The sequence below is a fragment of the Streptomyces sp. NPDC001222 genome (genome assembly GCF_042896945.1).
Classification (GTDB): domain Bacteria; phylum Actinomycetota; class Actinomycetes; order Streptomycetales; family Streptomycetaceae; genus Streptomyces; species Streptomyces gibsoniae.
On record NZ_JBIAXT010000029.1, the window covers coordinates 1 to 20176 of the forward strand.

Consider the following 20176-nt stretch of genomic DNA (forward strand, 5'->3'; position numbering starts at 1 on the left):
TCCCGTACCAGTGAAGTCAGGATGATTAAGAGATCACGCAGTGGCCCGCTTTTGATCCGCCGTCCGTGGCCCTCATTTCACCCGTCGACGACACCTGGAGCGAGAGCACCGACTTGTGTGCGAGTTCCGCGACGCGGGCTACATCGTGGACCCCCTGGTCGGCCGGAGAAGGCCGGACGCCCGGCAGGTCGGGTGGACGCGGCATGTGGCTGGTCCACCAGCTCTGCGACCTCGTGGATCCGCTCCGCACCGGACGAGGGGGTCAGAATCCGGCGCCACACCGAGCTGCCGGAGTAGACCCGCAGTCGATGTCATCCGGCCCGGACGGTGTCCAGGGCCAGGCGCCGTCCGGCAGGGACGGCGGATGGGTTGCATTCGGTAGGCCGCTGCCCGCAGCGGGCATGCCATCCGCATCATGCGTCGGTCTGCCTCAAGACAACTGAGGCAGACGGTGGATACGGCGCAGTCTGCAGGCACGAGGCGAGTGCAGAATCTGGTTGCAGTGTGCGGCCTGGCGTCGGTGGCCGGCGCTGTTCCCGCAGGAGTCGGCGCCGCCGCCCATGGCCGGCTCGGGCCTTGGTGACGCGCGGCGGCTGACGGTGGGTGCCGTCCGGCGGGGCGTCCCCGCCGCACAGCACCCCGACCCGGATCGGTTGGTGTGCTGCTGTTCAGGGCGACGTCATTCGCGCCGCCACGTACCCGGGGCAGCACTTTTCTGGGTGTGCAGGCAGTAGAGCCGCACACATCCACCCTGAAGGAAATCTGTTGTGGTGAGAGTAGACATTGACTCATCGTGGCGCTACAGTCGTGTCGTACCCAGGAAGTCGAAGTGGGCACGGCAGACATGAACTGCCGTGCGAGCAGGTCAGAAGGACATGGCCCCGAGGGGTCGTGAGCAGTACCCGCCGTATCCAGCAGTACAACCGAGTAATCGAAGGTAAGGAGCCGAACGCCATCAGGATCGCCCGGGCGAGGAAGCAGTCCGCCCGGGTACCGCAGGCCCCGGATTGGAAGGTGGTCCCCGGTCACGCATCCGCGATCCCCGCAGCCCCGCCCTCCCAGGCGGCCCCTGCGGACGAAGAAGGTCGGCGCAGTGCGCCGGTAGATGGTGTTGAAAGCTCGGGGCCCGGGTGCCGGTACGGCGCCCGGGCCCCCCGACGCGTCCGCGAAAGAAGAGGTCTATGCCCCCTGCTGCTCCCCGTCCCGTCGACAATCTCGACGATGACGACTACCCCGCCTACACCATGGGCCGGGCCGCCGAGATGCTCGGCACCACCCCCGCTTTCCTGCGCTCCCTCGGCGAACACCGCCTGATCACACCTCTGCGCTCCGAAGGCGGCCACCGCCGCTACTCCCGCTATCAGCTGCGCATCGCGGCCCGCGCCCGCGAACTCGTCGATGGGGGCACGTCCATAGAGGCCGCCTGCCGCATCGTCGTTCTCGAAGACCAGCTCGAAGAAGCCCAGCGCATCAACGAGCAACTGCGCACCGAGGGCGGGTCGCAGCCGAAGACCTCAGCCTGACTCGAGTACGCCGAGCGCCAACCGAACACTGATCGTCAGCGACCGAGGCCGACACCTGGTCGCGGCGGTGCAGCAGACGTTCATCCCGCGACGGACCGCTGTGGACGCTCAGCGTGGCAGCTTCTACCCGGAGGGATTGGTGGAAGGACCGCGGTCGTGGGTGGTGGGCGCAGTAGGTATCCCCGGGCCGCGGCGGGGATGGTGGCGACGCTGGAGGCCGTCGACGTGTCAGGAGCCCGCCTCGCCGAGCTGACCCCTCATCGCCGCCTGCCCTACCCCCTGAGGCGCAGGGAAGCGCCACGCTGGCACCGCGCGTCAGGGTGTTGTGGAGGACGAGCGGGAGCCGCAGGCGGGCGGTGGATGAGTGGATGATCGCTGCGAAGGCATGAGGCTCCCATGTCTTCAGGCGCCCCTGTCTGGCGTTGAGCCACCAGAACGATGCGACGGTGAAGAGCAATGCGCAAACCGACACCACACCGGCGCTTCTGTGAGTGATAAGGACGCGGCCAGATCGGTCGCGCTCATCAGCAGGGCCACAGATTCACTCTGCCAGCCTCGGCGTGGGCTCGCTAACAGGGCTCAGGGCCTCCGCCTCCGGCGCGCAGCAGCCGACGAGGAGGATCGTCTACGTATCGCAGGTTGGCCGCTGAAGTCCTCGGGCAACGTCACGAGCCGCCACCGGCAAGCAGCACGAGATACCAGGCGACCGCAGCAGCGCATGTCACCGCGGGGAGGAGTTTGGTCAGCCCGTCGCCCTTGCGTACGTGCGTGGTCGCGTCACCGGCGAGCCATCAGCAGCCCGATGCCTGCTCGCAGCGGTTCCCGTCGTGGCGGTAGGGCCTGTCGGACGTCCGGCCGTGTCCCTCGCCCTCCCAGCGGTAGAAGTGACCATCGCGGTAGTAGAGACCGTCGCAGTCGTGCCGGGGCGAATCGGTGCCGTGGTGGTCCTGGTGCCAGCCACGGGTCTCATCGCAGGAGTAGCCCCGCTCGAGCAGGTAGCCGACACCGTGGTCCCAGCTGTAGTCAGCGGCCACGGCCCTGTCGGTCGGGTGCTGGGCGTGGGTGGACGCAAGGGGCGCGGCCGAAGCAGTGCCACCGGCACCGAGGACGGCGGCACCGGCGACCGCGACGGAGGAGACAGTGAGGGCGATGCGCTTCGCGAGCTTGTTCATGATCTTTCCTTCCCGAGGGGGTGGTCTGTGCCAGTGGCGGTTCTGCCAGGCGATGTGTGACGTGTGGTCCGAGCGAGCAGTTCCATACGTCGTATGTAACTGCGCTTCCATTGTTACCATACGACGTATGGAAATGTCGAAGTGACGAAGCTGACCGTCGACCGGCCGGCACGAACGCCAACAGAGATCGCTCTTCAGGGCGAGCTGCCCGTCGCCGGCCCCATCGGCGCGCTGGCCTTCCTTGCCATGGCCGCGGCAGTGTGTCCAGCCGGGGCACGCGCCAGGAAGCGGCCGGGTTGGCGGGGACGGCGGCCGGATCGGTACCGGTGATCAGTGGCTTCACCGGCCCGAAGATCGCCTCAGCCCGGGGAGTGAGGGCTCGAGGTCACGGATGCATCCAGTTCGCCGCAGTGGCGGGTTTGCGATCGCCAGAAGGCGGGACGAGTATTTTTTAGGTGTGATGACCGGGGCACACCCTGACGCCGACACCAGCGATGCAGCGCCCCCGTCTGGTTACACCCACGCTCACAGCCGGCAAGCGTCTCCGTGAAGGAAGCGGCGCAGCGAACAGGACCGAACCTGCTCATTCGGTGGCCTGGCCGGGGCGACGGGTGGGGCATCCGGCCCCGTCGCCCTGACGGGAGGCTTGAGAAACCGGCCCGTGGCTTCATGACCGAGGCTGCATGACCGGATCGATGGTCGCCGTGGGCGGAGGCAGAGCGGAAGAGTCTGCCCATGCGGATCCTCGTGGACCTGAATCGGTGCCAGGGATACGCGCAGTGCGTGTATCTGGCGCACGAGGTCTTCAGGTTGAACGGCCAGGAGGCGCTCACCTACGAGCCGAACCCCGACCACGAGCGGCGCCTTCAGGTCGAGCGAGCGGCTGCGGCGTGCCCAGTGCAGGCGATCGTGATCGACCGCTTGGACGGCACGGAGCGGGGCGAGACGTCATGACTCTGCGGACGACGGTCGCGGAGTTGGTGCGGGAGTTCCGGGCCAGCGGCCGGATCGTCATCGTGGGTGCTTCACTCGCCGGGCTGCGGGCGGCGGAGACCCTGCGCGAGGAGGGCTTCACCGGTTCCCTGACCATCGTCGGGGACGATTCGCTCGCGTGACGATGCGGAGCAGTTGCAGAAGGCGCTGGCCGAGCCGCCGTCACGGGTCGTGGTCATCGGCGCGGGGTTCATCGGCTCGGAAGTGGCCTCTGTGTGCCGGGAGCTCGACATCCCGGTGACCGTGGTCGAGCGGGGTTCGGCGCCGCTGGTCGGCGCGCTCGGCGGGGTGATCGGGGAGATCGTCGCGCAGATGCAGCGCGCTCACGGCGTGGACCTGCGCTGCGGGCTGGGCGTGTCGTCACTGGAGGGCGACTCCGAAGGGCATGTGCAGCGGGCGCACCTGTCCGACGGCGCCACTGTCGACGCCGATGTGGTGGTGGCATCCCTGGGGTCGATCCGCAACGTGGAATGGCTGGGGGGCTCCGGGCTGGCGGCCGTTTCTGGGGCGTCGGGTGCGACGCCGGTGGCCGGGCCTTCGACATCAACGGCGTGGTCACCGACAGCATCTACGTGGCGGGGGACGTGGCGCGTGCGCCGCACGTGCTGTACGAGTACCAGTTCCTGGCAATGGAGCACTGGGACAACGCCGTTCTCGGCGCCGAGGTCGCGGCCCACAACATGGTGAACCTCGAACCCCACTACCGTCCGCATCTGCTGCTGCCCGGCTTCTGGTCCGGTCAGTTCGGCGTCAATATCAAGTCCGTCGGAGTGCCGCCCTTCGGTGACGAGATCGTCTTCACCCAAGGGTCCGTCCCGGACCGCCGTTTCGCCGCCGCCTACGGTCACCGGGGCCGCATTGTCGCGGCCGTCACCTTCGATCACGGCAAGTGGCTGGAGTACTACGGGAAACTGATCGAGCAGTCCGGTCCGTACCCGCCTCCGCCGCCGGGCTGGGACCAGCCGCCCGACATGAAGCCGGTGCCGGCCGAGTTCCCCGACCCGAGCGTCCCGACGGCGATCCCCGACGTCGTCCTGACCGGCCACGCCCCGAGCGAGCGGAAGGCCGAGTTCCGGCCGCGCCGTCACTGACGCGCTCGCCGGGCCAAGCCTGTAGGCGGACAGCATCGACAGGAGAAGGAGGGGAGCCCCGTGGTCGAGGAAACCCCCTGGCAGCAGGCCCTCCGCTACGCCAACCGGGCCAATCCGTACCCCTTCTACGAGGAACTGCGCAAGACACCAGTGGCGCGGCAGCCGGACGGAACCTACGTCGTCAGCACCTACCGGGAGATCGTGGCGCTCTTGCACGACCCCCGGGTCAGTTCGGATCCACGGAAGTGTCCCGTCCAGGCCGCCGCTCGGGCAGAGGGCTCGGCGGAACCCGTTGCCGAGCCGATCAGGGAAGTGCTGACCGAGCCGAACATCATCACCTGCGATCCGCCCGAGCACGACCGTGACCGCCGGACGATGATGCCGCACTTCGTCGGCCCGCCCCATGCGCCTCACCTGATCACCGACCTGGAGCCCGAGATCCGCCGTATCGTCGTCGATCTTTTGGACGGCATGAGCGGCAAGACCCGCATCGATGCCGTCGACGACTTCGCCTATCCCCTGCCGGTGACGGTGATCTGCAAGGTTCTGGGCGTGCCGTTGGAGGACGAGCGACGCTTCCACCACTGGATCGAGACGGCTCTGGACGCTTTGGACTTCGGTCCCGAGGCCGCCTCTGAGGAGATCCGGAGCCGCCAGGTCGGGGGCCGCCAAGCCGTGCGGGAGTTCGGGCAGTTCGCAGCCGAGCTGCTCGACCGGTACGCCCAACAGCCCGGCCCGGGCATGCTCTCGGCACTGGTGAACGAGGACGGCCCGGAGGGGCGGATGTCCAAGGGCGTGCTCGCGAGCAACGCCCTGCTCCTGATCTTCGCGGGACACGAAACCACGGTCAACCTCATCGCCCACAGCGTGCTCACCCTGCTGCGGCACCCCGACGCGCTGGAAGAGCTTCGACGCCGACCGGAGTTGATCGTGCCCGCTGTGGAGGAGCTGCTGCGCTTCGAGTCGTCCGTCCAGTTCTGGCACACCCGCTCCGCCGTGGAAGACATCGACATCGCCGACACCACCATCCCGAAGGGGGCGCCGATCTTCCTGGCGTACGGCTCGGCGAACCGCGACCCGGAACGGTTCACCGACCCCGACGAACTCGACCTCGAACGCCAAGACAACCAGCACCTCGGCTTCAGCCAGGGCATCCACTTCTGCTTCGGCGCTCCGCTCGCACGGCTCGAGGTCCAGGTCGCGGTCGGCGAGTTCGTCCGCCGGGTGCAGAATCCCCGGCGGTCGAGGACCCGCCGCCGTACCGGCACAACCAGATCTTCCGCGGCCCGCGCCACGTCCTTGTCGACATCGACGGCATCCGCGACTGACCAGCGTTTGCGTAAAGGATCGCCATACGGGCCTTTCAACTCGTCGGGTGGCGGCAACCGCCCGAGCTGCACGAGGTACCGGTACCCGAGCCCGGCCCGTGCCAGGTCCTGGTGAAGGTCGCGGGTGCCGGTGCCTGCCACTCCGACCTGCACATCATGCAGGCCCCCGGACCGCTGCCCGGCTTCACGAATCCGCCCTTCACGCTCGGCCACGAGAACGCGGGGTGGGTGGAACGGCTGGGACCGGGCGTCACCGGGTTCGCGCCGGGAGACCCTGTGATCGTCTACGGCTCCTGGGGCTGCGGGGTGTGCGCCAACTGCCGTCAGGGCTGGGAGAACTACTGCCAGAACCTCGGGGGTCAGGGCCCGGGCCTGGGCGGTGGGCACGACGGCGGCACGGCCGAGTACCTGCTGGCCCCGGTGGCGCGGTACCTGATTCCGCTCGGCACCCTCGACCCCGCCAGGCCGCCCCGCTCACCGACGCCGGGCTGACCAGCTATCAGGCCGTGAAGCGGTCGCTGCACCTGCAACTTTCCCTACCTGATCAAGCACCCGCCGTCGCTTCGCTCCTCCGGGCGGGGGCAGGCGGCCGGCGGCGCCCGCGCTCATGTCTCCGCTCCGCTCGGCGCCGCCGGCCGCCCGCTCCCCCGAGAAGCACGCACATCGGGCACCAAGGGGCAGGTCCACAAGCCTGCCCGATCCGCGGGCCTGCGTAAGGGGCCGTGATCACTCGCACCAAGGCAGCTCCGGCCCAAAAGCCGCTACGCCAACCGCCCATTCGACCTGGGCGCGTTGATCGACTACACGGCCCCAAGCTAGAGATCCGGCGCTTCGCTTCTTCGGCAGGCACCGCTGGCCCCTAACCTCCCGTCCTCAGGGAGTCCACTCATGAGCGAGGAGGCCTAGGATCACCTCGTCGACGAATGCTCCGTATACCCAGGCCGAGCGCCGCAACGTGCCCTCGATCGTGAACCCCCCACCCTTCGCCGCCGCGATCATCGGCGCGTTGTCTACCATGGTCTCCACTTGCAGTCGTTGCAGTCCGCGTACCGCGAACCCGTACTCGCACAGCACGCGGACGATGTCCGTGCTAAACCCACGACCGCGGAAGTCAGGGAGCACGGAGATCCCCAGGTGCGCCGACCTGTTATGCGTGTCGATGCCCCACAGCCCGGCGGCACCGACCAGTTCCTGCGATTCGAGTTCCACCACCGAAAAGGATGCTGCAGCGTCCGAGGGCTCAGCGACTGCATAGGGGGAGTGGGCCGACCCTGGTGGTATCGGATGCCAGGGCCGAGGGTCCTGGCGCGACCGGGTTGCCACGTCGTTGTAAAGAACCGCATGGAGCACTGGAATATCAGCCTCGTGCCGGGCTCGCAGCCCGATCTTCTTGCCACGCATCATCCGCCATTGCTACCGCAGGACGACGAGTCGATCAATCCTGGCTGAACTGAGCCCCTCTCTGAGACCGTGCTTGAGATCTACCGCTGGACCAGCTCCGCCCAGGTAGCTTGATCGGTATGGATCAAGGGCGGGTAGTTGAAGCGTTTCGCATCGAGGCCGGGCAACTCGCCCAGGCGATGACCGCAGTCTCGGGGGCCGAGTGGCGTCTGCCGACACGGTGCGCGCCGTGGACAGTTGGCGACCTGCTCGCGCACGTCCGGGTGGTGATCGCCTGGTTGCCCGGGATGCTGGCCGCACCGGCGCCCGTCCGCGCCGAAGTGTCGGCAGCGCAGTACTACCGGCCCGACAACCGTTTCGCCCCGGACGCCAACGCGGCCCGGATCGCACTGGCTCAGGAGCACGCGGTCGAGCAACTCAGCAGGGCTGGCCTCGCCCAGGATTTTGACGCCACCTGGAAGGAGGTGGATCGGCTGTGCAGGGCCGAGCCAAACGGGCGCGTGGTTCGCACCAGGCACGGGGATCCGATGCTGTTGTCGGAGTTCTTGGTGACGCGGGTGGTCGAGGTCGCGGTGCATGGCCTGGACCTGGCCGACGCTCTGGGACACGACTCTTGGCTGACTTCACAGGCCGCGGACGTGGTGCGGGATCTTCTGCTCGGCCCGGGCAGTGCGGCAGCACTGGAGAAGCTCGGCTGGGGCCAACTCCGCCTCCTGCGCAAGGCGACCGGACGTGATCCGATCACCGAGGAGGAAACAGCGGAGGCTGATCGCCTGGGCATTCGATGGCTCACGCTTGGTTGAGCATGTCCCTGTGTCGTTCTACATGGCGCGGCGCACAGGGCGTTCCCACCAGAGTTGACCAAACTGCTCTCTCGCAGCAGCAGGTTGAATGGCTAGATCTTCCGAAGAGCGAGAGCCGCTCCGCCTGCCCCAGTACTGTGGCTTCGCATGACTGACTCCGAGATCGAGATCACCGCTGACCTGGTCCACGACCTGCTGCAGGAGCAGCATCCGGACCTTGCAGGGCTGGCCATCCGCGAGGTACTGAACTTGATTGGGTGATGTCGGTGCCGTTCGCCTGACAGTTGAGTGTCGGCACCGGTAGCCCTGGGGTGTGAGGTACGCGCAGGGCGGCGGACTGACCGACGCCGAGAGAACTACGCGGGAGCGGTTGCGGCTCCAGGCCGTGGGGCGTTTCGAGAGCGGGCAGAAGAACGCGGAGGTTGCCGCTGCCTTGCGCATCAGTGTGCGGTCGGTGGAGCGGTGGCGTCGGGCCTGGCGCGAGGACGGTGAGGCCGGGGTTCTGTCGAAGGGGTCACCGGGAAGACCTCGGCTCAATGAAGTCCAGGTCGCGAGGCTGGAGCGGGAGTTGGAGCGTGGTCCGCTGGCTCACGGCTGGACGGACCAGCGGTGGACGCTGGCACGGATCAAGACGCTCATCGGCCGGCTGTTCCGCGTCTCCTACACAGTCGAGGGCACCTGGCGGCTGCTGAGGCGGCACGGCTGGAGCTGGCAGCAGCCCACTCGGCGGGCGATCGAGCGCGATGACGACGCGGTCGAGGTATGGAAGAAGGAGACCTGGCCGCGGGTAAGAGCACCGCGGCGGAGCGCGGGGCCTGGATCGTCTTCGAAGACGAGGCCGGGCAGTCGATGACTCCGCCGCGCGCCAGAACCTGGGGCCGGATCGGCCAGACCCCGGTCGTGAGGGTGAGGGGCCGCGGCTCCGGGCGGGTGTCGATGGCGGGCATGACCTGCTATAAGCCGGGCGAGCGGTCACGACTGATCTACACGATCCGCGAGTATCGCGGCCGCAAGGACGAACCGAAGGGCTTCGGCTGGCGCGACTTCCGCGACCTGATCGTCCGCGCCCGCATCCAGCTCGGCGGCCCGATCGTCCTGGTCTGGGACAACCTCCGCCTGCACCTGACCGCCGGCATGCGTGCGTTCATCGAGACGAACGCCGAGTGGCTCACCGTGTTCCACCTGCCCACCTACGCCCCGGACCTCAACCCACAGGAGGGCATCTGGTCACTGGTCAAACGCGAGATCGGCAACCTCGCCGCCGCGGACCTCACTCAGATCACCCGAGCCGTGAAACGTCGGCTCAAGAAGATCCAGTACCGTCCAGAACTCGTCGCCGGATGCCTCGCAACCACCGGCCTGACCCTGGACTGACGTGACTCATTCCTCCTCCCAGTTCGCGTAGTCGCCCATCGCCACGTCATCGCACAAGGTCTCCCACAACCCGTTGTCTGCGAGTGCGGTGGCCTCGAGAGCAGCGAGGAGCCGACGAAGCTCGTCCGCCACCTCCTGGAACCTGTCCTCCTCGTCTTCCTCGTAGAACGGGAAGCGGGCGATGGTGCCCGCGACGCACCGATGGAAGGCCTCGAGGTCCCTGTTCACATGCCAGACGGTCGCGGACCCGATCTTGGGGATCTGCACGACGCGACGAGAAGCCACATCGACGCCGAGCCGACCGAACAGGCCGCTGGACCCAAAGACGACCAACCCACTTTCACCGATCCCGTCCAGGAGCGTCGCCTCAGTCAGCGGTTGGTATTCATAACCGATCAGCCCTGCTGGGACGCCGATTTCCCGCAGATCAGCGGCGATCTCGGCAGGCACCCCTGGTGAGCAGGCGATACGGACCACGGCGTACTGGGGCAACGGCAACGGCGGGAAGTCTCGGATCACGCGAGCATCATCCTCGTGCTCCGGCCACACCGGGAAGGCGCGAGGTGGCCCCACCACCCTGCGGCGGGCCCCGACATCACTCAACCAAGTTCAGTAGCGGGCGGTTGGGACAACCAACAGTGGCGCCTTGGGGACGAGTTGGCTGTGCGCATGCCGCGTACAGAACGTGCCCCGGATCTCCAGCGCAAGGAGTGCCGATGGCTGCCCGTTCTGGCCCCGCACCTGCCACTCCCGGTCCCGAATCCTGTGCGGGTCGGTGAACCGTCTGCGCGCTTTCCGAAGCCCTGGACGATCATGACGTGGGTTCCCGGCGAGCCACTGGACTACACCTCAATCAGCCGCGACGACCACGCGGCTGACACTCTGGCGGGGTTCCTCAGGGCGCTCCATGTGGAGGCGCCCGCCGAGGCGCCGACCAGTTCGGACCGCGGCGCTCATCCCAAGAAGTGCGCGGACGGCTTCGACCACTTCTTTCAAGCCGTTGCACCTCGCGGGATTGCCGACGAGGTCCGGGCCGTCTGGGATGATGCCGTTGCGGCCCCCGAGTGGGAGAGCCCGCCGGTATGGGTGCACGGTGACCTTCATCCCGCAAATGTCGTCGTCTCGGATGGCACACTGGCGGGTGTGATCGACTTCGGTGACATGTTCGCCGGCGATCCGGCGTGGGACCTCGCGGCCGCATGGGTGGTCCTTCCCGCGGGCGTCGCCTCACGGTTCTTCGACGTGTACGCGCATGCGGACGAGGCGACAATTAGGCGCGCCCGCGGGTTGGCTGCTCTGAAAAGCCTATTCCTCATGCTTATGGGCCAAAACGGAGATCGGGGCCTTCCTGGCGGCAAGCCCACATGGGGACCCGCAGGCCAGGCGGCGCTCGATCGTGTTCTGAGAGGCGGTTTGATGTAGACCCGGAGCGTCGCTCACGATGTTCTCCCCGTGGAGACGAACGGACCTCTACCTGCTCGTGATGCCCTTAGGACGATCCTCTGGCATCTCAACCGCGGTTTTTCCCCGTCGATGGTGGAATGGGCTGGCCGAAACCGGGGCGGCGGGGTGCCCGCAGCATCCCGCGACGCGCGAGGCCCCACACGACTCCCATCCGTTCGGTCTCGCGCAGCTCGATGCTCAGCCTTCCTCGCTGCCGCGATGGTTGGAGCGGCGGGTTTTCGCGGCCGTGGTCCGAAGCTGCCCCGGGTACCGACAGGGCGAGCTACGCGAGGGCGTCCGACACACCTCCGACACATTTTGTGTCGCTGGACCCGTCTAACGAGCTCTACCGCACGGCAGAGAGCTGCGAGGGGCGATCGACGCATTCACTGAGCCGTGTACGCAGGTTCGAATCCTGCCGGGGCGCCTTGCATGAGGTGCCCAAATACCCCGTCACCAGCGGAAACGCTGCGGCCGGGGTCTTCGCGTTTGTGCAGCCGTATGCGCCCTGAGCGGCCCTATGACGCCGTCTGTGGACTATTCGTGGACAGGATCTCGGGGCATCGGCCCAGCTCAGCCCGCAGAAATGACGCGCCCCGAACGTTGATGAGGCTCCCCGAATCTGGCTCTGGCCGGAGTTTCATGAAAGGCCAGGCCGTCGGAACGGGGGCCCTTGGGATCGAGCGCCCCCCAGGCCGCTACCCGGCAGCCACAACCTGGCCGGCCGTGACCTGAGGAGGGTTGGGGAGCAATGACGCGAGGTTGTCCCTTACGAAGTCCGCCGCCCTCCTGACCGACTCTTCGGCCCCGGCTTGGTCTTCATAGACGCTGGTAGAGACCATCACTCCATCCCCGGCGTCAACCCAGTAGTAACCCACGAATCCGGGGACTTGGCGGAGGAGAGGCACGAATCCCTCGTCCACTCGCCGTCCCGCCTCGGCAGGGTCGGTGACCCCTTCGTAACGCCGAACTATCGCGTACATACCTGATCTCCTCATGAATCCCGAGGTCACCTCGCACGAAGCGACATACCCCCGCCGCGCGTCTCTCCCTCGCGGAACGTCCGCAAGTGACTCGGACAGGCGCATCGGTGATCCAGACCGGCATCTGCTGTGGCCACGGCTGGGGCGACACTGGGCGTCACGGAACTCCGGTCAGAGCCCCGAATCTCCCGCGCCGTAACAGAGGGGCGTCCTCGATCTTGGGGCATCTGCCCAGGGGAAGTTCCCCCGTGGGGCTGGACAGCCTGATACTGGGACGGTCGGTCCCCGAGGAAGCAGCCGCCGGCGCCGCGGCCTCACCCGCCCGGACCGGAAGGCGGCCCCGTCGCCGGATCTCGTCGGACGGGCCTTCACCGCCATCGAGCCCGGCTCGAAACTGGTCTCCGGCATCACCTACCTGCCCACCCTGGCCGGCTGGTGGTATCTCGTCACGGTGATCGACCTGGCCACGCGCGAGGTCGTCGGCTATGCGATGGCCGATCATCATCGGGCCGGGCTCGTCGTCGACGCGTTGAGGATGGCCGCCGGGCTGCTGTGCTACCGGCCCGGGCTGCCTGCCCGCCTGTACTACCGGCTACGCCGGCACACCGGCCGCAAGGACGAGCGCCGCTCGCTCGGCGAGAGCGACTGCATCCACCTGCTGGATGGCGCCCACCGCCTGCTCAAAGTCCCGCTGATCGTGGTGTGGGACCGGCTCAACACCCACGTCTCCAAGGCGATGCAGGCGTTCGTGGCGGAACGCGAGTGGCTGACGGTGGTGCTGCTGCCCGGATACGCGCCCGAGCTCAATCCGGTCGAGGGCATGTGGGCGCACATCAAACGGAGCCTGGCCAACCTGGCCGCCCGTACCCTCAGCAACCTCGAGACTCTGCTCCGCAGACGGCTCAAGGCACTGCAATACCGGCACGCCATCCTTGACGGATTCCTCGCCGGAACGGGCCTCGCCGAGCGGGCGCTGCGTACGCGGAGGGATGTCAGGCGTCAAGGGCGTGGCGGAGGGTGGGGTAGCAGTCGGTGATCCAGTCGAGGCCGACGAGCTGCATGGACGGCGTTGCGCGCGGCGATAAGGTGGTGGGGATGGAATCGGTTCCTCTCGGTGAGGAGGGTCCCATAGCCCGGCACCCGGAGCCTTGGCAGGTGTCAGCCGCGCTGATCGGCGACGGCACATGCATCGCACAGGCCCGCCACTTCGCGGCTGACTTCCTCACCCGGTTCCAGGCCGAGCACGGGATAGCCGTCACGGTGCGTACGAGGGGCCTCACGCAGTTGGTGGTCAGCGAACTGGTCACCAACGCCCTCAAATACGCCCCCGGCCCGGTGCTGCTCGATTCCGGCTGGTGGCTGGTGCCGGAACTCGGTGGTGTCGCGTCCATGTGCGTCGGTGTCCCGCTTCTCACTCACGCCATCCCCGCGATCAGAGCTACTGGTGACCCCCGCCCGCCACCACCGGATAGTCCGTGTGCCGACTCGGCGGCGGAGATGGGCAGTGTGCCTGGGCTCAAGAGACCCGGGCCCGCGGCAGTGTCCCTTGTGCCGACGCGGAGGCCGTATCCAGCGTGACGTCGATGTGGGGCCCGTATCGTGCGCCGCAGCGCGGAATTGCCCTTTCCCTGCCTATTGCCGCTGCCGGGCATCGAGCCGGCGTCGACGGAGGCGTTGACTGGTACGCCATGTTGTCGCTGCGCCGACACGGCCGGACCGAGGCTGCCTGCTCTCGCCCCAGCTCAAGCGCCGCGGTGTGGACGCTGGGACTCGGACTGGCGGCGTCCCTCGTCGCTGGCCTTGCGAACTGCCTGGCGTGCGCCGTTCCTGCCTGACGCGGGCTCGGGCCGTGGAGGCCGACGCAATGACGCCGCCGAACGGAGGAGCGTCACGAATGGGGACGCGAGCCCCCGACGGCCACGAAGTCCGGGGAGATCGTGGTGATCGCCCGCTGACATCCTCGGCCCGGTGGCTGGGAGGTCGTCGACGCGGCGCGGAGGGGGTAGTCAGCGTCACTCGATCACTTCCAGCGGCTGGCCGCGCAGCGCATCGTCCGCTGCTGGGCCAGCGCCAAGTGATCGTTGGTGCCGCCATCTGATGATCTCCGGTGTTCGCTGGCGGCTGCTTCAAGGTCGCCGAGATTCACGACGGATATGGACCTGATCCCCGGCGAGCAACTACCGGACCGACAAGTACGGCGCGGCTCCTTCGAGAGCCGGACCCGCTTTGCCCTGGAGGGCGTCGACGCGCTCCGCGCGATGTGGCCCGAGGCCTGCAGGTGTTCTCCGTTTATCCGCCGGCGACTGGCTCACGCAGAGCCCCGAGGCCGGGCTGTCGACGTGATCACCGAAGGACGTGCGCGGATGCGCGTGAGTTTCAGTTGGCCGAGACTGAGGTCCTGGAGTCCTGAACGGTGAGGGTTACCGTGGCATGAACATCGACTTGAGCGGTCGCACCGCCTTGGTCACCGGGTCCACAGCCGGGATCGGAGCGGCGATTGCCGCGGCGCTGAGCGCTGCCGGAGCTGAGGTGGTGGTCAACGGCCGGAACGCCGAGCGCCTCGCTGAGACAGCGGGACGGCTCGGCGCGCGAGGCGTAGCCGTGGACGTCGGCACGCCGGAGGGGTGCGACGCGCTGATCCGGCAGATCCCCGAGGTGGACGTCCTGGTGAACAATGCCGGGATTTTTGCTACACAGCCTGTCTTCGAGATTTCCGACGAGGAATGGCTGCGCTTCTTCCGTGTCAACGTTCTCTCCGGAATTTGCCTCGCCCGCCACTACGCTCCGCGCATGGCCGGGCGGAAATGGGGGCGAGTCGTCTTCGTCAGCAGTGAGGCAGGAGTCCAGACGCCCACGAACATGGTTCATTACGGCATGACGAAGACGGCCCAGCTGGCGGTGTCACGCGGTATGGCACAGGAACTCGCGGGTACCGGCGTGACCGTCAACTGCGTCCTGCCGGGCCCGACCATGAGCGACGGCGTGCTGGCGATGTTCGACGAGCTATACCCGGGTGTCGACCCCGTGGAGCAGGAGCGTCGGTTTGTCGCAGAAGGGCGGGCTTCAACATCCTTGCTGCGGCGCCTTATCCGTCCGGAGGAAGTGGCCAGTCTGGTCACCTACGTCGCGTCGGACCGGTCGGCGGCGACCACCGGCGCGGCCCTGAGCGTCGACGGGGGTCTCGTGCCCACCATTTTCCCCTGACTGAGGTGCCGAGTTGCTCAGGGCGGCCGTCAACTGGTTACTGGAGGAAGGGGCTTTGCCCAGCAGGACCGGGAACAGGACGGCCGTGAACAGGGCAGCCACGGGCGTACGAATGAGTGTGCCCACGGCGATGCCGATGACCGTGCACACGGGCAGGATCGCGGTGGACGCAACGAAGGCCTGCAGGACCGCCGGCCGGCTGACGGAAATGCCGAGTTGTTCGCCGGAAAGGATCGCTTGGGCGGTGACGAACGAAGCGATCGCGGTGACCATGCCGAGGAGGGACGTGACGATGACGAGGACGACCGCCTTGGCGAGGACGACGCGTCGACGGTCGGGAACGGCGAGGAAGGTGGTGCGGATCAGCCCGCTGGAGTACTCGCTGCTCATGGCCAGGGCACCGAGGATGCTGGCGCCGACCATGAGGAAGCCCCACGTGCCGGAGTTGAAGGATCCTCTCAGCGGATCGTAGGCGGCATGCGCCGACGCGCCTACAAGGTGAACTCCCGAGCAGGTGAACCACTCACCGCAGACGGCGATCACAGGAGCGAGTGCCAGCAGGATGTAGGTCGAGCGCTGGGGTCTCGTCCGCGAGAGCAACCAGGACACCGCGTACGCGGGATCTCGGCTCCTTGCTGTCGCCGACGGCTGCGGAAGCCAAGGAGCCTCTTCTCCAGACTTTCATCTGTCTCATGAGAGATGCGGACAGGTTGAACCCGACTCGGAAGGGTTGGATCCTTCGCTCTCAGGGCTCCGCTGATCTGGGGTTTTTGCGCTGGTTGGCATTGAAGCGCGCCTTTTTCTGACGATTCCCGCACGTGTTCATGTCACACCATTTGCGGGTGCGGCTTTGGCTGGTGTCGAAGAAGGCGGCTTGGCAGGTTGGTGAGGCACACAAGGCCAAGCTTCCGTCTCGTTCGCCTGCGATGATGCTGATCGCGTCGGCGGCGATCACGCTGAGGGCATCTTCCACGCAGGAAGCCGAGCTGAGCCGCCATTGCCGCTCACCCTCGGGCGTCAGGATCGCTGCGGCCCGGCCCTGAGCGCTGCAGTCATTGATGACTTGGACAGCAGACGCAGGGAGAGCGTTCTGGATCGCGGCCGCTGTCGCGGCGACGTGGATCGCCTCCCTCAGTTCCCGAGCGAGGTCGAACTGGGCAGTGGTGCAGGAGTCCACGGCGAGGCCGTTCACTGCCAGCCAGTCGATGAGTCGGTGCGGCGTGGGAATGCGCTCCACAGCGTTGCCGTGACGCTCCGACAGAGTCCCGGTGAAGCTGGTCGCCAGCACATTGCCGAGGCGGAAGTCAGGGAATCCAGCACGCATGGAACCACCTTAGCCGGTTGCAGTGCGGCTCGGAGAACTGCTAGAACCGCCTTAGCCGGTTCCGCGATGGCCAGGAGGTCTCATGCCCCGTCCACCCAGCGACGTGCAAGCATTTGAAGCCCACGCAACTGACGCTGACCTCGACGATCTGCGCGCGCGACTGGCCGCGGCGCGACTACCGGAGACCGAGACGGTCTATCGCGCCGCGCCCGACCCTCGCCGATGGGAACAGGGCGTTCCGCTCGCCGACCTCGTCGAGGTCGTGAACTACTGGCGCACCGGGTACAACTGGCGATCGTTCGAAGCGCGCCTCAACCGGATCGGCCAGTTCCGCACGGCCATTGATGATCTGGGAATCCACTTCCTGCACCGTCGCTCCGCGCGCGCAGATGCCACTCCTCTGATCTTGACGCACGGCTGGCCAGACAGCATTGCTCGGTTCATCGATGTGGTAGACGAGCTGGCAGATCCGAAAGACGCAGATGCGCCAGCGTTCCACGTCGTGGTCCCGTCGCTGCCAGGCTTTGGTTACAGTGACAAGCCGACCACCACCGGATGGGGAGCCGAAAAGATCGCGGCCGCATGGGTGGAACTGATGGGAAGGCTCGGCTACAGCGAGTTCGCAGCCCACGGAGGCGACTGGGGAGGCAATATCACCACGGTCCTCGGCGGCAGGTTCCCGGCGCACGTTCTCGGCATCCACACAACGTTCGCGGAGGGACCGCCCGGGTTGACAACGGACGGGCTGACGGCGGTCGAGCGCGAGTGGACCGAGGAAACCCGCGATTTCTGGCGCCACCGCGCGGCGTACGCGAAGCAGCAGGCGACCCGACCACAGACCATCGGCTACTCGCTCGTCGACTCACCGGTCGGGCTTCTCGCCTGGATCCTTGACAAGTTCGCCGAGTGGTCAGACACCGAAGACAGCCCGTTCGAGACGATTTCCAGGGACCGCGTTCTTGACGACGTCACCCTGTACTGGCTGACGCGCACCGGCGCATCGGCGGCCCGCATCTACTACGAAAGCCACAACTCGCTCGATCCCGAACTTCAGGTCGACGTCCCGTCAGCAATCACCATGTATCCCCGCGACGTCGAGAAGTGTCCGCGCCCCTGGGCACAGGAGCGGTACCGGCAGATCGTCCGATGGAGCTCGCCCGAAGTCGGGGGACATTTCCCGTCACTGGAGGTCCCCGAGTGTTTCGTCAAGGACCTGCAAGTGGGCCTCGCGGCAGTGCTGGCCGCTAATCGGTGAACGCGGCGCTCCATTGCCATGGACCGTGTACGACGACGACACCGGCTCGACCGGGCGCATCGCTTCGTCCAGAAGGATCGGTGTACCCGTAGGCACCAGACGCCGCGCGAACAGATCCGCCAGCTCTGGCCGACCCGGCCCAGCCACCTGGCCGACCTTCCGCACCTTTTCGCTGGTCGGCGACGAACAACTGCACCTGCCCCCACAGGGATGCGTCACCACTCCAACACTGCTCAGTCTTCCCCTGTGGATCAGAGTCTGTGGCGAGACGCCGAGCTGTCACCCGGATCAGACAACTTCAGGTGTCTGGAGAACCGTCCCACTTCGGCTCCGCGGCCCACCCAGCGGGCAAGTCAGGGCTTTCCACGGACACGGTGAGCATCGGCTCGGGCAGAACCATGCCATGCGGCTATGCCTTCCACATAGCCCGGGGGAGCTCTGTAGTTGCTCACCACGTGAGTGGCGGACGCTGCGGATGTGGCTGCAGCTACGGGAGCAGAGCTGACGGGGACGAGCAGCGCGGCGGCCGCCGCGGTGACCAGGGCAAGCTTCGCAGGGGACGGATGCATGCGCTCATCTCTCTCGATCGACAAAGATGCTGATCAAGACAGGTAGCGGCAGTCATGTGCCCGTGCGGGCGTTCCGTCAGTGTCCTTACTGGGATGGCGGGTGGGGTTCACCGGAGAAACGAACCACCGATGGTCCGCCACTGCTTCAGGCGACTGCTCGCCCGTGGGGAGCGACGGCGTCACTCACTTCCGGGAACGTGATTGATTCACAGCGACTCGCTGGTCTCATGGACCTCGCCCGTGGCCTTGCCTGTACGGGCCCGCCGATGGCGCGCTGTTCGGCTGAGCTCGGCCTTCTCGAGCACGGTCGTGCGGCTGAGCTCCCTCTGTACGCGCGATCCCGTCATGGTCCCGGCAGGTACAAGGCCACGGCATCGCTTTGAGTGATACATGCCGTGTGTCTGCGGTGCGTTAGGCGGGAGTGAGGGGGAACCGGCCACGGCATGCGGCGCGCTTATGCCCCTCATTCCTTGGAAGTAACTCATGTTTTGTGTGCTTGTAGGGCTGAAGTAAGGGCATCCGGTGGCCAGGAGGTTGATAACGATGGTTCCCCTGCTTCTGGTTCTTCTGCTGGCTCTGATCCTCTTCGGTGCGGGCTTCGCACTGAAGGCGCTGTGGTGGATCGCGGTGATCGTGCTCATCGTCTGGCTGCTGGGCTTCGTCGTCCGGTCCGCGGACAGCGGCGGCCGAAGGGGCCGCTGGTACCGCTGGTAGGCAATGGCGGACGGCGCGAGGAGCACGCGACGCGCGAGCAATGAGTGGGCCCGGCCGGCACGGCCGGGCCCACTGTCGTGAAAAGGCCCTCTCCCCGAGGCGGTCGGGAGGGATCGGGCTTATCGGGCGCACCGCCGGGTACGTGAGTCATGCACCGGCCCCGCAGACTCAGCAGTGGAACCCTGCTCCTCCTGTCCGCGGGGCCGCTGCGTGGTCTCGGAGACATCGGGTTTGCCTCGCGCGCCCTGGCGCCGCCGCTGCGACCCACCGGCGCCTCGGCGCGAGGGAACACCGCCGGGTTCTCGAGGGCATCGAGGAAGAGGCCCCACTTCCTGCTGGACGGTCCCTGCCACCGCGATCGTCCTCGGCACCTACGCCCTGCCTCGCCTCGCCCGCGCCCTGGCCCTTTGCGCCCGACGGTACGCCGACTGCTGCGCTGAGGACGCCCGTCGCGCCACTGTCCTGGACCCCCGCGCTCAGGAACCCTGCACTGCGGTCTACAGGCGCCCGTGTGCGCAGGGTTTGTTCGCCGGCCCGCGGCTGCCGCGCGGCAGGGCAGTCAGGCGGTGAGCACGGAGTCGTCCTCGGGACGGGCGCCGGGCAGCTGGTGGCGGGCGGCGACGAGGGCGGTGTCGATGTCGCGGGTGCCGGTCGACACGCACAGGGTGTAGGCGACGTCGTTCATACGTTGCCGCACGTCCTCGCTGCCCTCCTCGGCGTGGAGAATCCGCAGCGTCTCGTACTGCTCGATCAGATTCTTCAGTACAGCCGGGTGTGCCATGAGCATCGGGAGCCCCCATCGCCGCTAATTGCGTATTGCACCGGCCGTGTGCCCAACGCTCACCCCGTCAATCTCTCGACCAGCAGCGGCCCCGGTGCGATTGGGTCTGCGACGCCGTTACCGCTCGATCGGCCTTGTGCTGTCGCGGCCCGTACTGCCTTCAGATGCAATGGAGGTTGCGTTTCCTGCCGTGTGGCCTTCGCAGGGGCGGGAACGCG

At 67.2% G+C, this 20176-nt stretch carries 19 protein-coding genes and 2 pseudogenes; 14 read left to right on the forward strand and 7 right to left on the reverse strand.

Features of this window, described 5'->3' with window-relative positions:
- The first annotated feature begins 1181 nt into the window (after positions 1-1181).
- Positions 1182-1523 (forward strand): MerR family transcriptional regulator, encoded by a 342-nt coding sequence (locus ACFY2Z_RS30690; RefSeq protein WP_390747331.1) that lies wholly within the window; start codon positions 1182-1184, stop codon positions 1521-1523.
- Positions 1524-2314: 791 nt separating this feature from the next.
- Here ACFY2Z_RS30690 and ACFY2Z_RS30695 read toward each other — a convergent pair.
- Entirely contained in the window at positions 2315-2695 is a 381-nt protein-coding gene (locus tag ACFY2Z_RS30695; protein WP_390747332.1) for a hypothetical protein, read from the reverse strand.
- Between the two features lie 735 nt (positions 2696-3430).
- Here ACFY2Z_RS30695 and ACFY2Z_RS30700 point away from each other — a divergent pair.
- The 4 genes and pseudogenes from ACFY2Z_RS30700 to ACFY2Z_RS30715 all read left to right on the forward strand — a co-directional run bounded on the left by ACFY2Z_RS30700 (position 3431) and on the right by ACFY2Z_RS30715 (position 6599).
- Positions 3431-3649 carry a ferredoxin gene (locus ACFY2Z_RS30700; RefSeq protein WP_390747333.1) on the forward strand — a complete coding sequence of 73 codons (219 nt, stop codon included), beginning with the start codon at positions 3431-3433 and terminating at the stop codon, positions 3647-3649.
- Positions 3646-4779: pseudogene (locus ACFY2Z_RS30705) on the forward strand (NAD(P)/FAD-dependent oxidoreductase). The gene ACFY2Z_RS30700 and the pseudogene ACFY2Z_RS30705 overlap by 4 nt, the downstream one beginning before the upstream one ends.
- A 60-nt stretch (positions 4780-4839) precedes the next feature.
- The gene (locus ACFY2Z_RS30710; protein ID WP_390747334.1) at positions 4840-6222 is read left to right on the forward strand and encodes a cytochrome P450; all 1383 of its coding nucleotides are present in this window, start codon (positions 4840-4842) and stop codon (positions 6220-6222) included.
- A complete protein-coding gene (locus ACFY2Z_RS30715) occupies positions 6219-6599 on the forward strand; it encodes an alcohol dehydrogenase catalytic domain-containing protein (protein WP_390747335.1) in 381 nt (126 codons plus the stop codon). Before ACFY2Z_RS30710 ends, ACFY2Z_RS30715 begins: the two co-directional genes overlap by 4 nt.
- A gap of 381 nt (positions 6600-6980) precedes the next feature.
- Here the strand turns inward: ACFY2Z_RS30715 and ACFY2Z_RS30720 are convergent, their stop codons facing one another.
- Positions 6981-7457: a GNAT family N-acetyltransferase gene (locus ACFY2Z_RS30720; protein WP_390747415.1), complete on the reverse strand. Its 477-nt coding sequence runs from the start codon at positions 7455-7457 to the stop codon at positions 6981-6983.
- A gap of 170 nt (positions 7458-7627) precedes the next feature.
- Between ACFY2Z_RS30720 and ACFY2Z_RS30725 the strand changes: the two genes are divergently transcribed.
- From ACFY2Z_RS30725 to ACFY2Z_RS30735, 3 genes are all read left to right on the forward strand, one after another.
- Positions 7628-8311: a maleylpyruvate isomerase family mycothiol-dependent enzyme gene (locus ACFY2Z_RS30725; RefSeq protein WP_390747336.1), complete on the forward strand. Its 684-nt coding sequence runs from the start codon at positions 7628-7630 to the stop codon at positions 8309-8311.
- Positions 8312-8624: 313 nt separating this feature from the next.
- Positions 8625-9164: a winged helix-turn-helix domain-containing protein gene (locus tag ACFY2Z_RS30730; protein ID WP_390747337.1), complete on the forward strand. Its 540-nt coding sequence runs from the start codon at positions 8625-8627 to the stop codon at positions 9162-9164.
- Positions 9074-9685: a transposase gene (locus tag ACFY2Z_RS30735; protein ID WP_390747338.1), complete on the forward strand. Its 612-nt coding sequence runs from the start codon at positions 9074-9076 to the stop codon at positions 9683-9685. Before ACFY2Z_RS30730 ends, ACFY2Z_RS30735 begins: the two co-directional genes overlap by 91 nt.
- A 6-nt stretch (positions 9686-9691) precedes the next feature.
- Here the strand turns inward: ACFY2Z_RS30735 and ACFY2Z_RS30740 are convergent, their stop codons facing one another.
- A complete protein-coding gene (locus tag ACFY2Z_RS30740) occupies positions 9692-10261 on the reverse strand; it encodes a hypothetical protein (protein ID WP_390747416.1) in 570 nt (189 codons plus the stop codon).
- On the opposite strand from ACFY2Z_RS30740, the gene ACFY2Z_RS30745 reads away from it, so the two are divergent.
- The 3 genes from ACFY2Z_RS30745 (at position 10211) to ACFY2Z_RS30755 (ending at position 13689) form a co-directional block, all read left to right on the forward strand.
- Positions 10211-11107 (forward strand): aminoglycoside phosphotransferase family protein, encoded by an 897-nt coding sequence (locus tag ACFY2Z_RS30745; protein ID WP_390747417.1) that lies wholly within the window; start codon positions 10211-10213, stop codon positions 11105-11107. The two genes, ACFY2Z_RS30740 and ACFY2Z_RS30745, sit on opposite strands and share 51 nt — an antisense overlap.
- 1539 nt (positions 11108-12646) lie before the next feature.
- On the forward strand, positions 12647-13147 hold the full coding sequence (locus tag ACFY2Z_RS30750) for a transposase (protein ID WP_390747418.1): 501 nt from the start codon (positions 12647-12649) through the stop codon (positions 13145-13147).
- 23 nt (positions 13148-13170) lie between these two features.
- Complete coding sequence (locus ACFY2Z_RS30755) at positions 13171-13689, forward strand: hypothetical protein (RefSeq protein WP_390747339.1); 519 nt, start codon at positions 13171-13173, stop codon at positions 13687-13689.
- A 442-nt stretch (positions 13690-14131) separates the two neighbouring features.
- Here the strand turns inward: ACFY2Z_RS30755 and ACFY2Z_RS30760 are convergent, their stop codons facing one another.
- Positions 14132-14257: a hypothetical protein gene (locus ACFY2Z_RS30760; RefSeq protein WP_390747340.1), complete on the reverse strand. Its 126-nt coding sequence runs from the start codon at positions 14255-14257 to the stop codon at positions 14132-14134.
- Between the two features lie 284 nt (positions 14258-14541).
- On the opposite strand from ACFY2Z_RS30760, the gene ACFY2Z_RS30765 reads away from it, so the two are divergent.
- Positions 14542-15315 carry an SDR family NAD(P)-dependent oxidoreductase gene (locus ACFY2Z_RS30765; protein WP_390747341.1) on the forward strand — a complete coding sequence of 258 codons (774 nt, stop codon included), beginning with the start codon at positions 14542-14544 and terminating at the stop codon, positions 15313-15315.
- Between the two features lie 54 nt (positions 15316-15369).
- On the opposite strand, the pseudogene ACFY2Z_RS30770 reads toward ACFY2Z_RS30765, so the two are convergent.
- Both ACFY2Z_RS30770 and ACFY2Z_RS30775 read right to left on the reverse strand, forming a co-directional pair.
- Positions 15370-15738 (reverse strand): annotated as a pseudogene (locus ACFY2Z_RS30770) (ABC transporter permease); the annotation flags it as partial.
- A gap of 322 nt (positions 15739-16060) precedes the next feature.
- Entirely contained in the window at positions 16061-16639 is a 579-nt protein-coding gene (locus ACFY2Z_RS30775) for a CGNR zinc finger domain-containing protein (RefSeq protein WP_390747342.1), read from the reverse strand.
- Between the two features lie 82 nt (positions 16640-16721).
- Between ACFY2Z_RS30775 and ACFY2Z_RS30780 the strand changes: the two genes are divergently transcribed.
- Together ACFY2Z_RS30780 and ACFY2Z_RS30785 are read left to right on the forward strand one after the other, a co-directional pair.
- Positions 16722-17894 (forward strand): epoxide hydrolase family protein, encoded by a 1173-nt coding sequence (locus tag ACFY2Z_RS30780; protein WP_390747343.1) that lies wholly within the window; start codon positions 16722-16724, stop codon positions 17892-17894.
- A gap of 1112 nt (positions 17895-19006) precedes the next feature.
- On the forward strand, positions 19007-19177 hold the full coding sequence (locus tag ACFY2Z_RS30785; protein WP_055705189.1) for a hypothetical protein: 171 nt from the start codon (positions 19007-19009) through the stop codon (positions 19175-19177).
- 559 nt (positions 19178-19736) lie between these two features.
- Here ACFY2Z_RS30785 and ACFY2Z_RS30790 read toward each other — a convergent pair.
- Complete coding sequence (locus ACFY2Z_RS30790) at positions 19737-19964, reverse strand: DUF5133 domain-containing protein (RefSeq protein ID WP_390747344.1); 228 nt, start codon at positions 19962-19964, stop codon at positions 19737-19739.
- Positions 19965-20176 lie beyond the last annotated feature (212 nt).